Below are 15,759 nucleotides of genomic sequence, written 5' to 3'. Positions count from 1 at the left end.
TTAAAAGGAGTAAGGTTTATTATGAAAAATAAGGGTTGCCCTGCATGCCCTTCCATAAATCACTGTTCTCTATTTCATAGGCAAGCTGCAAAAGACGATGCTCTCCGCCTTTTCCTGCCATAACCTGCACACCAATTGGCAATCCATTATCTGTGACATAAAGCGGCAAAGAAATAGCCGGCTGCCCTGTTAAGTTCGCAAGCTGCGTAAATGGGGTGTACGTTAAACTGGGCAAAAACATATCGTAAATGATGCTCTGCTTTTCCTTTTCAACAGCCATTCTTTCCTTAAATTCCTGTTCCTTTTGCGCTGTCATCGTCAGCTCTCCGACCTTTGGAGCATGAAAAGCGGCAGCCGGAGAAATATAGAAATCATAGGACTGGTGGAAAATAGACATAGTTTCTGCTGCACGGTCCCAGGACGCCAGACTGTCCGAATAATCTGCAGCTGATACAGATTTTCCAGCTTGATGAAGCAGCCATGACTCGATTTCCATATCCTCTGCTGTCAATGACGTTCCCATTGTCTTTTCAAGTCCGCGGATAACGCTATTCATTTCCCCGCTGTTCATCACATAGTAATCCCGCATCAGCTGAACCCCGTCAACGGGAGAAGTTTTTTCTTCCACAATATGTCCATTCTGTTCCAAATGGCGGACAAACTGCAGCACTGCTTTTTTCGCATCATCGGATACAGGGGTATTTGCCGGTGAGTCTGTAGTGAAAGCAATCCGCAGTTGGGGAAGCTTGGCAGACAGCGTATGCTGATATCCCGCTTCATATAACGGCGTCTGAAAGGCAGCATGAGGCTCTACCACCTGTAATTGGTCCAGCATGGCAGCAGCGTCCCGTACAGTTTTGGTTAATACAAAATTAATCGATGCTCCCTGCCACTGCCTGCCGACTCCCGGTCCTACAGGAGTTCGTCCGCGTGTCGGTTTTAATCCGACCAGCCCGCTAAAGGATGCAGGTATGCGGATTGAACCGCCGCCGTCGCTTGCTCCTGCCATTGGGACAACACCAGAGGCAATAGCTGCTGCAGCCCCTCCGCTTGACCCGCCAGGAGAGTAAGCCGGGTTCCAAGGATTTCTTGTCGGCCCATACAGCGTTGGCTCGGTTATGTTTTTCAAGCCAAATTCAGGGCTGTTGGTATGCCCCATAAATAAAAAGCCCGCTTCCCGAAATTTTTTAACAAAATAATTATCACGCTTCTCTACATGATTCTGAAGCAGCCGCGAGCCTGAGGTTAATTTTTCTCCTTCAATGGCTTGTGAGATATTTTTCATCAATATGGGAACACCTGAAAAAGCAGCTTCTTGAACAAGAAATTGATTTGCTTCTTTTTTCACTGCTTCTTCCCGTTGATGGGTAGTGATATTTAACTCGGGATTCACTTGATGCAGCTGACTAAAGGCGGTTTCTACTAATTCAGAGGGCTGTACTTCTTTTCGCCGGATAAGCTCTGCCAGACCCGTTGCATCATAGTTTTTATATTCATGAAACGTCATCGAATCACTTCCTTATATTTCTTTTTTAATAGGGAAACAGCAGGTCCATCTCTGATTCGGATTGCTGCAATATATTTGGTACAGCGCCTGCCTGAATCTGCTTTAGCGGGAATGTCATCGTGTTTTCTTCAAATTGTTGTATCTCCTTCCCAATTTCCTTTTATTCTACCTTATTTTTACCATAAACGATACGGTTTCAAACTGCCCGGAACAAAGCCTCCTCCATCTAAATGCCCTTGATAAAATCTGCAGAGAATATTATAATGATATCGTTTTACAAATGGCGACTTTTCTCTACAATATTCTGCCCAGCATTCGCATCGTCCGCTATCAGGAATAATTCCGCTTCCTAATAGCTAACGAAAAAAATAATACCGTCCTTTTCCGTTCCGAATGTTAAATAATTTCTGCTTTTTACTATACCGTTTGCAAGAGCGTTTCAGCCAGGAAACATGAGTCCCTTGTACTTTTGTTTGTAAACGGATATATAGGGAAGCATACAAAACAAGGCAGGCCCTTTTTAAACCATTGATTCAGACAGTTATCCATGACATCCTAAAAACATTCAACACAGATGAGGAGATGAATAAATGAATAAACGTTTAATAGACTGGCCTACTTTCATATTAGCGCTTGTTATTTTGTTTAGTGTCGTTATTCCATTGATTTTATTCCCGGAAGCCGGCGCATCCGTGATTAATCAGGCAAATGAATTTGTCACAGGAAATTTTGGTATTCTATACTTATTATTGGGACTCGGCGTCCTAATCTTTCTGCTTTATGTGTCATTCAGCAGAAACGGTAACATAAAACTCGGCGACAGAAATACAAAAAAAGAATTTGGAACATTTTCATGGGCTGCCATGCTCTTTTCCGCAGGTATCGGCTCCAGTATATTATATTGGGGAATGATTGAATGGGCTTACTATTATGAAGGGCCGCCGTTCGGTATTACACCGGAATCGGAGGAGGCTATCAACTGGGCAGCAAGCTACGGCATGTTCCACTGGGGACCTATTGCATGGGCACTATATACATTGCCCGCCCTGCCAATCGCTTACTTTTACTATGTCCGCAAAAAACCTGTACTTAAAATCAGCGAAGCTTCCCGACCGGTTATTGGCAAACACGCAGATGGACCGCTGGGGACAATAATTGATGTCTTGTTTATTTTCGGTCTGCTTGGTGGAGCCGGAACAACGCTGGCACTTGGAACGCCAATGATTGCAGAAGGCGTGAATCACGTTACTGGTATTCCTGTATCGCTGGGAATGCAGGCAGTCATTATGCTCATATGTACTGCTATATTTGCATTCAGCTCGTATTCCGGTATTAATAAAGGGATTAAATTGCTGAGTGACTTAAATATCTGGCTCGTGTTATTTATTCTAGCCTTCGTCTTTATTTTCGGTCCAACCTTATTTATCAGCGAAATGACGTTTACAAGTATCGGACGGATTGTCAATAATATCTTTTCCATGGCAACCTGGCTTGAGCCATTAGCTTCTGTTCCAGGATATGAAGCAACGAATTTCCCGGAAACCTGGACCGTTTTCTACTGGGCATGGTGGGTGGTTTATGCACCGTTTGTCGGGCTCTTTGTAGCTAGAATTTCACGAGGAAGAACAATCAAAGAGATGGTTCTTGGAACATTAATTTACGGAACACTGGGCTGTGTCCTGTTCTTTGGGATTTTAGGAAATTATGGCCTTTATCTGCAGCTGTCCCAATCTTTCGATGTGATTGGATTTATGAATGAATATGGAGCCCCGGCTGCCATTATTGCTATTTTGGATCAGCTGCCGATTTCCTGGTTTATTATTCCTGTCTTCACGATACTCGCTATTATTTTCTTAGCGACCACCTTTGATTCAGCCTCCTATATTTTGGCAGCTGTAGCCCAAAGAAAACTAATCGGCGGCGAGCCAATGCGCTGGCACCGGATTTTCTGGGCATTTATGCTAATGATTTTGCCGATGGCGTTAATGTTTATCGGCGGGTTGGAGACCTTGCAAACAGCCAGTATTGTTGCCGGATTCCCGGTTATTTTCATCATGATTCTGCTGGCATGGTCGTTTATGCGGGCTTCTACAGACGATTTAAAACTGCAGAGAGATGCTAGAAAGCCAAAATCGATTACGATTGAAAATATAAGCAGAAAGGATTAGCTTTTGTTTCCTGAAGGTTGCTCCCTTTCTGTAAAAAAATGATTGCTAATACACAAAACGCACTTGTGCTTCAGAGCCTTCCGCTCGCACAAGTGCGTTTCTTCTATCCAGTTATTCTTCAGCAATTATTTTATTTTTTCTAATGCGTGTTCTGCCTGCGTTTTTGGTTCTTTCCAAACCATTGCCACAGCAATACCTGCTAACAATACCATTGCTGCAAAATAATAAGGATAATTTAAATTTATATCAAATAATATCCCGCCAATAATTGGTCCAAATACATTTCCAATACTTGTAAACATCGAGTTCATTCCACCAACAAAGCCTTGTTCATTATTTCCAGCCGCTTTTGACAGATAAGAGGTCACAGCCGGTCTTAGTAAATCAAAGCCTATAAAGATAACAATCGTTACGAATAAAATCATCGCATAGCTTTCCACAACGGTCATTGCCGTAACAAGAATGGCAGAGAAAATGAGACAATAACGAATCAAACGGATTTCTCCCCATTTATTTGCCAATTTACCGAACAAGGCAACCTGTGCAATCGTGCCGACAATCGCTCCTCCGGTAATAATGATCGCAATATCCTTCGGTGTGAATGCAAATTTATGATCCACGAATAGAGAAAATAGCGATTCAAAGGAAGATAAACCAAATGCGGTAATAAATATAATAATAAACGCGATAAAGTACATTGGAACAAAGATTCTTCCTAAGCCGGGTTTTGGAGCTGCTGTTTCTCCTTGTTCCATTTGTTTTCTTTCTGGTTCACGTAATGTTATTGTGGATAAAACCGCTGTGAATAAGGCTAAACCTGCCGCTGCGAAAAACGGGACTCTCGGTCCTACTTCCGCCAGCAATCCACCGACACCAGGACCAATAATAAATCCGGTGTTGATCGCTGCAGACATATAGCCTAACGCTTTCGGTCTGGATTCAAGCGTTGTAATATCGGCAATAAATGCGGTAACTGCAGGCATTATAAAAGCAGCACTCACTCCACCTAAAATTCTTGAGATAAATAAAATTTCTACGGTCTTCCCGATACCGAATAAAAACTCACTAAAACTAAAAATCAATAATCCGATAACGATCATGCGTTTACGTCCAAACACATCGACCCATCTTCCAGAAAGTGGTGAAACAATAAGCTGCGCAACTGCAAAAGCTGCTACCAAGTACCCTACAACAGATCCAGACAAATTCAATTCATTCATAATAGTAGGTAAAACTGGAATAACTAACCCAATACCTAAAAATGCAATAAACAAATTCATCAGCAAGATAGACAGTGTCATATTTTGTTTTTCCATACTTCATTTCTCCTTAACTAAAATTTCATTTAAAACCTCCCTTAGGAATCTGATACATCATATCACAACTTTTTTATTTCAGATATACTTTTGCTCAAAATTTTTTTGCCTTTTTTTCGACTGCCATCGACTTCTTTTAACAACATGCATGTTTATAATCGAACAGCTATAAATCCTTTTTGCTGCAGCAATATTCCAGTCATTTCATAATGCATAAAAAAAGATTGCACCGGTTAATCATGCAATCTTTTTTACAAAATTATTTTTTAAAATGTTACCCTTACCCAGCCTCGTACACTATTAATCAGCCAGACCTCTTCAAAAGAAGAGATGTCTTTCTTCCATAGAATTTTTTCTTTTATTACTCCCCGCTCCAGCAGTTCTTCCCGGTAAGTACCCGCAAGGAGTCCCGAAGAAACAGGCGGCGTATAATAGTCACCCTGTTGTTTTATTACCAGATTCCCAATCGTAAACTCCGTCAGCTGTTCTTCTTCATTCCATAGAAGGACATCAAAGGAAGCAGGGGCTTGCTCTCGAAAAGACGTGTACATTTGCCGATTCGTCGTTTTATAATAGTAAAAAATATCATTTTTATTGATTGGCGAGGAAGCTATCCCTGCTTTTTTCATTGCTTCCGACTCTTTCATAAGCGGCGTACAGGTTATGTTTATTTCCCCATCCTGCCCTAATAAAAGGCGTACTCTTTGTTCTCCATCATAATTCTTTACCTTTTCCTTCAGCTGTTGCCGGATATTATCCATGGAATAAGGATACTGGAATTGAAGCGCCGTTCGTTTTAGCCGGGCGAGATGCCTGTTCAGCCGAAGTATCTGTGTCCCATCATATTTCATTGTTTCTACAATTTGAAAGGATGGAGAAGCCGCTTTTAAAATGGCTGTTTTTGCTAAAGCTTCTTCATATTCCCCTTCCGTATCCGACTCCCAGGTAATTCCTCCTCCTGCTCCATAAACAGGCGGTTTCCCATCCTTCATCCAAGCAGTCCGTATCGCAACATTAAATAGTGCATCTTGATTTGGTGTGATAAAACCGATACTTCCACAATAAATATCTCTCGGTGAATCCTCCAGCTCGTGAATGATTTCCATTGTACTTTGCTTTGGTGCACCGGTGATGGAACCGCAAGGAAATAACGCTTTAAATAGATCAAAATTGCTGAGGTTTTTTTTTAATTCTGCCCTAATGGTTGAGGTCATTTGATAAACTGTAGGATACTTTTCTATTTCAAAAAGCTTCGGTACATGAACAGAGCCCCTCACAGCAATTTTCGATAAATCATTTCGAAGTAAATCCACAATCATTACATTTTCTGCCCGGTCCTTTTCGGAATGAGTGAGCTTCCTTTTATTAGAGGAATCTTCCTCTGGAGTCCGCCCTCGTTTGATGGTTCCTTTCATTGGTTTCGTATGGATGAACTGCTGCCTTCGTTCAAAAAACAGCTCCGGAGAGGCAGATACAATTTGGTAATCCCCTATTTGCAGATGGGCACCATACCTTGCCTGCTGCGCTCCAGATAATTGTTCATACAGTAAATCTGCATCCACTGCTCTATCTGCTTCCATCCGAACAGTATAATTTACTTGATATGTATCTCCTCTCGCAATCGCAGCTTTTATCGATTCGATATTTTGCTGATACTGCTGCTTGGGGGTTGTCATCTCCCAATTCACCGGAGGATAGGCACGGTCAGCAGCCGGCCTTGTGTGCTCCAGCTGTACACTTTTAAAAACCCCCATCACCATAAGCGGCAGGTCGCTTTTTTTATGGGTCACCAGATTTTTATCAAATGCCGAGGCAGCTTCATAGGAAATATATCCAGCCAGATAATAGCCCTGCTGCTGGTATCCTTCCATTTGTGCAAAAACATTTTCTACTTCATCATCTGAATGAGCAATTAGAATGTCCATCGGCTTGTCAAAAATACGGCGCACACCTGCTTCTTCTTTAAATGAAAAATCAAATAACATTTTCGTATTCTCTATCATTTTTGAAGTTCACCTGCCTTTTTATATTGCATTAGAAAATTCTTCAGCAATGTATAGCCATGCTCCGTGCTGATGGATTCCGGATGGAATTGCATCCCTTCGATGGGGTAGGCTTTATGACGTATCCCCATGATTGTTCCATCCTCTGTAGTCGCGCTGACTTCAAGGCATTCCGGAATGCTGTCCGAATCGATACTTAAGGAATGGTATCTTGTCACCGTAAAGCTTTTAGGAAGCTGTGAAAAAACGCCCTGCTGGTCAGTAAAAATAAGCGACTGCTTTCCATGAACAGGATTATTTTTTATCACGGCAGCTCCAAAGGCTTGGCCGATAGCCTGATGCCCGAGACAAATACCAAGAATAGGAATACTTCCTTTAAAATGCTCAATGACCTTTAATGTCATTCCTGCTTCTTCAGGCGTATGGGGTCCTGGAGATAAGACAATATACTCCGGCTGCTGCTGCTCGATTGCTTCGATAGTCAGCTGGTCATTATATTTAACGACAACCTTTTCACCTAAATTCTCCAGATAGTGGACGATATTATAAGCAAATGAATCATAGTTATCTATCATTAAAATCATTTCTTCACCTCCAGATCGTCAAAATAGTAAATCTCTATAACTCCCCTTCCTTTAACAGCTCCCATTGATTATCCATTCCTTGAATAGCCTGGAATAATGCATTTTTTCCTTTAATATCATAATGTTCTTCATGCCCGTTCATATCTATGTTCCCTTCTTCATTTACGGTCAACGCATAATTTTCTTTAGAGCCTTGAAACAGAAGCAGATAACCAGAGCTTACAAAGTCATTTGTTTCATTGAGTTCCATTGCTTCACCAGCTTTTAAAATCTTGGCAATATCTTCTTTTTCCGTTAGCGAAATGGCTTTAGGCTTTCCTGTCGGCTTCACTTCGTATATGGTAATTTCTTTAATCTCATGTGCTTCATTCATATTAGAGGGTAATGTTTGTGCAAATAGTTTACTATCTCCTCCCCATTTTCCAACGAGGAAAAATACTCCTGCTACAATGACACATGTAATAATAAGTATCTTTTTCATCATGCTGTCCACCTTTTTTGCTTTAAATGAATTGTCTGTTCTTATTATTGATATTGTGAACTGTTTTGTCCATCTGGAAAGTGTATGATTTTTTGTTTTTATTATATAAGGTAAAAAAGCAGGAGCAAATAGCTGCCCCTGCTCTCCTTACTTTTCAGTGATATTTTTATTTTTTATTTCATATACATGATCTGCTGTATTTTCGATAAAGGCTGCATCATGGGAAACAAAAATAATGGTGCCCGGATAGCCTTTAAAGAATGCTTCTAAAGCTTTCGTTGTCTGGATATCCAAAAAATTCGTCGGCTCATCCAGTAATAAAATATGGTAAGAGCCAAGAAATAATCTGCACAGCTGCAGCCGGATCGCTTCACCGCCGCTTAAGTGACACAGTTTTTTATAAATCGAATTTCCTTTAAAATACATAGCATGCAGAATGCTGCGTAAAAAGCCTTCCTCATAATCGGTTGTTTTCTTTAAACTGTCTAAAACCGTTTCGTCTGACTTCTCCTGATAAGCAAGCTGGTCAAAGAAACCAAATGCTACTTTCGGTGAAATCTCCAGTCCTTCCTGCCGCTCGTAAACCGCCTTCAGCAGCGTACTTTTTCCAGAACCATTCGCTCCGGTAATCGCAATTTTTTTACCCAAAGGAAATTGAAAACGGACTTCTTCTAAAAGCAGTTTTTCCCCAGCCTTTAGCGTCAGCTGATTTCCCATTACCGGAAAGGAATGATGCAGTTCTAACGCTTTGGAACGATGAAACTGAATGGGCCGTTCATGCTGAATAGCATCGACCTTTTCCAATTGGTCCATCCGTTTTTCCATGGCTTTGGCACTTTTTTGCATCGCCTTTTGCGAAACATCTTTAGGTTTTGACGCAAGCCGCCGGTCCGTTCCTTCTTTCTTTCGGGCATTTGCTTTTGCGCCCTTCGTCATTTTCGCAGCCTTTTGCATTTTATCCTGTGCTGCTGCTTCTAAACGGGCTTTTTCCTTCAAATATTGCTCATGCGCTTCCTGCTGCAGATATTCCTCCAAAGCCTTCTGTTCTTCATACTCCGTATAATTACCGGAGTAAACATGGATTTCTCCGTCACGAATTTCCCAAATCGTTGTAACGAGCTGGTCTAAAAGCTTCCGGTCGTGGCTGATTAACATTAGCGTCCCATAATAATTCTCCAGTTCTCTCCGTAAATAACGGATTCCCTGCTGATCAAGATGCGTAGTTGGTTCATCAATCAACAGTGCTTCGTTATACGCTGCCAAAAGCTGTGCTATTTTTATTTTCGTCTGCTCACCGCCGCTGATACCTTCCTCTATATTGGGAACCTGAAGCTTGCCTAATACCTTTGGATCTGCTTGTTCCTCACCCGGGAATTCCATTTGTTTTAAATAAGCAAAGCTTGCATGGCGGTGAATTTTCCCTTTTGTCGGCTCTATCTCTCCTGCCAGCAAACGGAGCAGACTTGTTTTTCCCGCCCCATTCGGACCGACAATACCAATCCGATCCATAAAATGAACCGCTAACCGTTCGATGGAAAAAATATCTTTATCTAAATACATTAATTCGACGTCTTTTATTTCAAATTGAATGTTTTGCATATTTGCTACCTCCGAGATTTTTTAATTTCTCGTATCGATAGCCTGTAACTGGATCGATACGAGCTTGTATTTTCTGATAACAAGCCCGTATCCATTAAAAGAACAATAGCATCTGCATCGTCATCTCTCCCTATTTTTTATTAGAACGAACACCCTGCTTCCCCGCGCAAAAAGAAATAGAAATCCTTTTGTTGTACCTGTATTTCATCCTTAAAAAAGAACAGCAAATCGTCTGCTGTCCTTTTTACATACTTCCTTCAGGAAAAAGATATACCTCATGTATACCTTCCTTATAATAGCTAAAAAAGACAGACGACTCCTATTTCTCTGCGAGCGTCAACGCACAGGCAGAGCTTGAACATGTTATCAAATTAATTGTTCAAGTCTAGGAATCGAAATCTCATCTTAGCACATTTTCCCTTCCGTTCTGAATTTAATTTTATTATATGATGTTTGCATGTTTGCGTCAACTTGGCTTTTTGCTCTAAAGCTCAATCATCGGCTCCTCCTTCTTCTCAGAGCTCCCCTCATCCGAACAAACACTATAAGGAACATCAAAATCCCGGGCAACACCCTCATCATAGGCCACAAGATCATCCTTCGATAACTCCGATAATGCTTTTTTTCCCATCATCCGAATCCCTTCTTCCATTTCTTTTACCGAAGCATTGAAATAATTGACTAATGCCTTCGCCCCTTCCTGTCTGTTGAAATCATCCTTGTATTTGCCATCGTACCAGACAACCTGTGTCGGCGGTTCAAAGGGCACAGCATTTAACACCTGCTTGTGAGAGACAGTAAATAAAACAGCTGATCCTAAATAAACAGCATCCGCCCCTAATGCTATTGCTTTTAAAAATTGTCCCGGTGTAAACATTCCGCCCGAAATAATCAGACTGACCTTATCTCTTGCCTTCTTTTTTTGCAAATGCTGATGTGCCCGGTGGAGACCATGAATGGTAGGAATCCCAAAATCCTCTGATAAGATTGGCGGCGCTCCGTGGGTTGCTGCCTGCCCGCCATCCACAGCTATATAGTCCACGTCAATTTCTAATAAAGCATCAATGTCCGCTTCTATTTTTCCACCGGCAGCAATTTTTGCTCCAATCGGCACGCCGTTAGTCAGTTCTTTTAACTCCTGAACAAGGTTTTTAAAATCTTCTAAGGTTTGATCCTTAAAAAAATGATTATGGATAACGGCTTCTTCTCCATCGTCCAGGTTTAATACCTTTCGAATATCTCCTTGAAGATCCTCTGCCGGAATCACAACACCCGAGCTCATCAAAGCACCTTGGCCAAATTTTATTTCAATCATCGATGCTTTCTTGATAAGCTGTTCTTCCTTGGACCAGCTTGTCTTGGAAAACTGTAGGATATACTTATCTGTTCCATCGATTTCTTCCTCCATCACGCCGCCTTCACCGGAATTAAGTGCAGTACCCAGCTGATTTACCGCATCAGACAGCGCCAGTCTCACTTCTTTGCTTAATGCAATTCCATACGCCATCCCGCTGATCATTAAGGGAATATCTAATTCCATTGGCTGCTTAGCCTGGGGACCTATCGTTACCTTGAAATCTACCTGCTCCGTATATTCTGTCGGAAACGTTGCTACTTGAGCCGGTATAAATGTCAGCATTTCAAAATCCGGCCACGTTTTGGAAGAACCAAGCGGACGGTGCAAGACATCGCCAGATTCCGCCCGTAAATTATTCTCAAAGGTTCGCTGGATCCCCATATGTTTAAAACCGGTTACCATTTCAAATAAATTCTCTTGATAGCGGTCTTCCATCAGGGTTTTCCCATATTTAGCAACCATCCTTTTTATCAAATGGCGTCTCATGATAAACAACAAAAAAAACATGATAATAAACAGACTAAGCAGAATAAGAATAATGATATCGAGCACCATCTGTACACACACTCCTTTTTCTCCAATTTACATCACAGGTTGCTTTGTCTTGCAGTTCTCGGTGTTGAGTATTTGGACGTTTCCGAAATAACAATTGATTAACTGCCCCTGCTTCGCTACCGTTATCTTTCGCAAAAACGGAACATAATCGGTTTATCTGCCAGCATCTGCAGGGGTTATGTTTTTTTGTTTTTATTTTCTTCATATCTGCTATGCTTCCATGGCGGGTCACCGTATTCGTGCAGCTTTTGATTCACTTTATAAATAACATACGGAACCAGGAAGGATAATAAAGTACACAGCAGAATTAAATAATTGGGTAATATGCCCGTCAGCTCATCCCACATAAATACGTCACTCCCTTCTTAATCCCTTGTCTGATCCACGGTGCCTGTTGCACGGACAGTGGCATCTACCGTTACATTTATGGATGCATTCTGAAAGATATTTTCGCCTTCGTCCCAGTTATCCTTTACTTTCAACCATTCTTTATAATGCCTTTCCTCCATCATTTTTCTGAATCCAAAAAAGTCCATCCCTATGTCTTCTTGTGCCTTTTTTATGATATTGGATGTGATTTGTTCCATCCTTCCGCTTATCAGTTTATCTAATTCATTGAAATATTCTTTACTTAACAAGGAATTATCACTAAACACCTCAGCGATATAACCCTCTGTATCAATTTCTATATCAATATTTAGTTTGCCCGTCTCATCAATGTTCATTTCTATGTTACTTTTTGCGCGTTTAATTTCATAAACCATCTCTCCATCATTACTCTCAAATTCAATATAGCCCCCTTTTAAATCTCCTGTTATTAAATTAACGGCAACAATTTCTAATCCACTAATAACATCAACTAATTGATTCGTCTTTCCATCAAAGACACCAGCTCCGTTAAACATCATTTTTCCATCTGATGGAACAACTCTTGGAATAAGGTAATTATTTTTTTCTAACATGTATTCATTTAGATTCCCTATTCTTAGCGGTTCAATCAATGCTCCTGATTTATCCATATTTTCATTTACCCTGTCAATATGCATCGCAGGAAGCGGCTCTATTTGGGATTCGATTTCCAGCAACTCTTTCGCCTTCTGGTCGGAAATGATCACTTTGGTTTCTCTTCGCATCTCGTGGTCACGAATAAGTAAATCCATGCTATTTGCAAACATTTCTGGTTCCCTTGCTAATTCTTCAGAAACAACAATTAATTTTAAATGCTCATAAAAAGGTGGGTTGCCTTGAATGAGTGCCATTTCCCGAGTTATTTTAAACAAACTTTGACCGCTAATGGATAGGTTGTTATAAGGCGTTTCAGCATTGTTTCCTCCTTCGCTGGGAGTACCTAATCCTGAAGGAACAACAAACTGATCTGTCATTGTTATGATTGGTTTATCTCCAGATTGTTCTTCTGCTAAATCGAGTGCAACACCAATCACAAACCCCCGTTCTTCAATGTTCACTTCATCCCAGCATCCGGCAAGCAGCAAACAAAAACAGCCTAAAAGGAATAGATATGCTTTATTCATTCCGCTTCACCCCTCTGATTTTAGCAACCACCGTTAATAAGATAAGAACCGTGATGTTTAAAATAAGCATCAACCAACTCATTATTGATCCTATTAAATCCACTTCCATCACATCTCGCGGAAACATCCCGACAAAATATATGATCGGAGTTAAAATAAAAATTATTTTTAGCTTCTCTGTATTTTTGAAGATGGCATTCAATGCAAAAATCCCGATGTCCATAGCCATCGTTGCCGTAATAAAAATAGCCATAATCCATATCACAAAGAAAACAGATTCAAACCGTTCAAAAAAACCGCCGGGTATCTCTACCACCTTTGCCAGCTCTATTGTCGGATAGAGTAAATTAGATGTAACAGCATTCCCGAACACGCCAATACACATGATAAAAATCATCATATATAATCCAACAGGTATACACATACCAAGCGCAGCTGCCTTTGGTGCTTTTTTTGGTTTATCAACCAACGAAAGGTAAAACCATAAAATTCCAAATCCAAGATAAGAGATGGCACCTGTATTCGCAATCACCTGTGTATAACCAGTTATGGGGGTCTGTAATACAGGCATTAAGTTTCCAGCGTTCAACCAACCAACATTAAATACCACGATGATAAGAGCTATCGAAAGAATAATCGGCATAAACATCATGTTGATTCGGAACAGCCCAGCGCGTGATCCCGAAACAGCATAAACAACTACCAGCAAAAAGGGCAGTGCAATCACTTCAATTGGGGTACGGTCGAATAAATATTGCTGCGATATATTACTGATTTTACGAATTTGATAGGCAGTGACAAAGATGGAGAGAATTGCAAACATCAGACTTAAAACTATCGCTACTGGTTTTGTTACGATTTTGGAAGCGTAGGTAAGGAAGGTTTGCCCTTGAAATCCTGACGCAAATTTAGCTATTGCCCAGGATATAAAAACAGCAAATAATCCGCCAAGGAGCAAGGGGATCCATCCATCAGCACCTTTCGTTACAGAGGCTAATTGTTTTGGCATCGAAAGAATCCCTACCCCAATTACAATGGATGGGATAGCAATCATGATATCTCTTTCACTAATTCTTTCATCTGCATATTTAAACCTTTTCACTGTTTACGCTCCCCTTTGTTCATGAGCTTTTTATCATTGGTCTGCATATAGACAGGCCGCCTTTTCATCATTGCAATCGGTGCACGTAACACAAGGTCCTTCCAATCATTCATAAAGCTTGGTGCAAATGGAGTGGAATATGGCACACCGAAGCTCATCAAATTCACAATATGGATATTAATCATGATGTAGCAAAGGATGATTCCATAAAGTCCGAATACAGCCGCTGCAGCCATCAACCCAAACTGCAGGATGCGAAATGTGATGGCAATACTATAGGAAGGCAAAGCAAACGATGCAATGGCGTTGAGTGCAACGACAATAACCATAATAGGACTGACTATCCCAGCGGAAACTGCTGCCTCTCCAATAACGAGCCCGCCAACAATGCCGATGGTCTGCCCTATCGCAGTCGGCAGCCGTAATCCAGCTTCGCGCAGCAACTCCATCGTTGCCGTCATAATCAAAGCCTCCACAGTAGGCGGGAAAGGAACTTCATCTCTGCTCGCAGCAATGGAAAATGCCAAATCGGATGGAATCAGCCCAGGATGATAGGAAACCAATGCGATATATAAAGCTGGCAAAAATACCGAAATAAATGCACCAAGATAACGCAGCAGTCTAACCAGTGTCCCGAGTGACCAGCGCCAATAATAGTCCTCAGGAGACTGGAGCAAGCTTCCAAAAGTCGCCGGTGCAATCAATACAAACGGCGTACGATCAAGGAGAATGACCACCTTCCCTTTAAGAAGCGCCTCAGAAGCCTTATCTGGTCTTTCCGTATTTAAAACCTGTGGAAAAGGGGACAAAAAACTATCCTCGATCCATTGCTCAATATAGCCGCTTTCCGGTGCATCATCAATATCAATCGTTTCCAGTCTTCGTTTTACTTCGTTCACCATATCTGGATTTACAATACCGTCCATATAGGCTACAACAAGGTCTTTCTTGGATCGTCTGCCAACTTTATAGGTACTAAAACGCAGATTAGGATCCGCAATATATCGACGAATCATCATGGTATTGGTTCGTATATTTTCGATAAACCCCTCTTTGGAGCCGCGAATCAGCGCTTCCGACCGGGGCTCCTCGATAGCACGACTTTCCCCGCCTACCGTATCCATGATAAGTACTTGATCCACTCCATCTAAATAGAACACCGTATTTCCGCTTAAAATAGCATTCGATACATCGTCTAATGAATGTCCCAGTTCGATACCTGTTACTGTAATAACTTCCTTATCAACCGCATCAAAAAGCTCCTGTTTATCAACAGGCAAGTCCGAAGCATTTTTTAAATCCTCCATAATATGATCATGGATGTAGATATTATTCACAATGCCATCGATATAAACAATTGCGATTCGATGATTTGCCTTGCCAATAGTGAATTCACGTATTACTAAATCACTTGGATCCTCTAGCATTTTTCTTATATTACTTAGATTTTCAGTCAGATTTGTTCCAATTTCCAAAGAGAAATTTTCTTCTGTGTTTTTCTTTTTATTTTGCCAATAGAAAGATCGGCCCAACATTATCCCCTCAAGTCATATGA

General features: G+C 41.2%; 12 protein-coding genes. 1 reads left to right on the top strand and 11 read right to left on the bottom strand.

Annotated features, from left to right (window positions below; all coding sequences use genetic code 11):
- Nucleotides 1-19: 19 nt before the first annotated feature.
- Nucleotides 20-1,507, bottom strand: a complete 1,488-nt coding sequence (locus ACFO3P_RS06220) for an amidase family protein (RefSeq protein WP_289585303.1) — start codon at nt 1,505-1,507, stop codon at nt 20-22.
- A gap of 590 nt (nt 1,508-2,097) precedes the next feature.
- Between ACFO3P_RS06220 and ACFO3P_RS06215 the strand changes: the two genes are divergently transcribed.
- Nucleotides 2,098-3,675: a BCCT family transporter gene (locus tag ACFO3P_RS06215; RefSeq protein WP_212928815.1), complete on the top strand. Its 1,578-nt coding sequence runs from the start codon at nt 2,098-2,100 to the stop codon at nt 3,673-3,675.
- A 125-nt stretch (nt 3,676-3,800) separates the two neighbouring features.
- Here ACFO3P_RS06215 and ACFO3P_RS06210 read toward each other — a convergent pair whose 3' ends face one another.
- The 10 genes from ACFO3P_RS06210 to ACFO3P_RS06165 all read right to left on the bottom strand — a co-directional run bounded on the left by ACFO3P_RS06210 (nt 3,801) and on the right by ACFO3P_RS06165 (nt 15,739).
- Entirely contained in the window at nt 3,801-4,991 is a 1,191-nt protein-coding gene (locus tag ACFO3P_RS06210; protein ID WP_042532630.1) for an MFS transporter, read from the bottom strand.
- Nucleotides 4,992-5,257: 266 nt separating this feature from the next.
- Nucleotides 5,258-6,994 (bottom strand): aminodeoxychorismate synthase component I, encoded by a 1,737-nt coding sequence (gene pabB / locus ACFO3P_RS06205; RefSeq protein ID WP_379542298.1) that lies wholly within the window; start codon nt 6,992-6,994, stop codon nt 5,258-5,260.
- On the bottom strand, nt 6,991-7,578 hold the full coding sequence (locus tag ACFO3P_RS06200) for an anthranilate synthase component II (protein WP_212928813.1): 588 nt from the start codon (nt 7,576-7,578) through the stop codon (nt 6,991-6,993). The genes pabB and ACFO3P_RS06200 overlap by 4 nt, the downstream gene beginning before the upstream one ends.
- Nucleotides 7,579-7,612: 34 nt before the next feature.
- A complete protein-coding gene (locus tag ACFO3P_RS06195; RefSeq protein WP_052484994.1) occupies nt 7,613-8,059 on the bottom strand; it encodes a hypothetical protein in 447 nt (148 codons plus the stop codon).
- A 147-nt stretch (nt 8,060-8,206) separates the two neighbouring features.
- Nucleotides 8,207-9,658 carry a ribosomal protection-like ABC-F family protein gene (gene abc-f, locus ACFO3P_RS06190; protein WP_289585301.1) on the bottom strand — a complete coding sequence of 484 codons (1,452 nt, stop codon included), beginning with the start codon at nt 9,656-9,658 and terminating at the stop codon, nt 8,207-8,209.
- Nucleotides 9,659-10,142: 484 nt separating this feature from the next.
- Nucleotides 10,143-11,570: an FMN-binding glutamate synthase family protein gene (locus ACFO3P_RS06185; protein ID WP_289585300.1), complete on the bottom strand. Its 1,428-nt coding sequence runs from the start codon at nt 11,568-11,570 to the stop codon at nt 10,143-10,145.
- A 176-nt stretch (nt 11,571-11,746) separates the two neighbouring features.
- Nucleotides 11,747-11,917, bottom strand: coding sequence for a hypothetical protein (locus ACFO3P_RS06180; protein WP_175297039.1), 171 nt, complete (start codon nt 11,915-11,917; stop codon nt 11,747-11,749).
- Between the two features lie 18 nt (nt 11,918-11,935).
- Nucleotides 11,936-13,102: a Ger(x)C family spore germination protein gene (locus ACFO3P_RS06175; protein WP_289585299.1), complete on the bottom strand. Its 1,167-nt coding sequence runs from the start codon at nt 13,100-13,102 to the stop codon at nt 11,936-11,938.
- Nucleotides 13,095-14,204 carry a GerAB/ArcD/ProY family transporter gene (locus ACFO3P_RS06170; protein ID WP_289585298.1) on the bottom strand — a complete coding sequence of 370 codons (1,110 nt, stop codon included), beginning with the start codon at nt 14,202-14,204 and terminating at the stop codon, nt 13,095-13,097. Before ACFO3P_RS06170 ends, ACFO3P_RS06175 begins: the two co-directional genes overlap by 8 nt.
- Nucleotides 14,201-15,739 carry a spore germination protein gene (locus ACFO3P_RS06165; RefSeq protein ID WP_289585297.1) on the bottom strand — a complete coding sequence of 513 codons (1,539 nt, stop codon included), beginning with the start codon at nt 15,737-15,739 and terminating at the stop codon, nt 14,201-14,203. The genes ACFO3P_RS06170 and ACFO3P_RS06165 overlap by 4 nt, the downstream gene beginning before the upstream one ends.
- Nucleotides 15,740-15,759 lie beyond the last annotated feature (20 nt).

It is taken from the genome of Oceanobacillus aidingensis (genome assembly GCF_042654105.1).
Classification (GTDB): domain Bacteria; phylum Bacillota; class Bacilli; order Bacillales; family Amphibacillaceae; genus Oceanobacillus; species Oceanobacillus oncorhynchi.
This window is presented reverse-complemented; position numbering and strand designations above follow the sequence as displayed.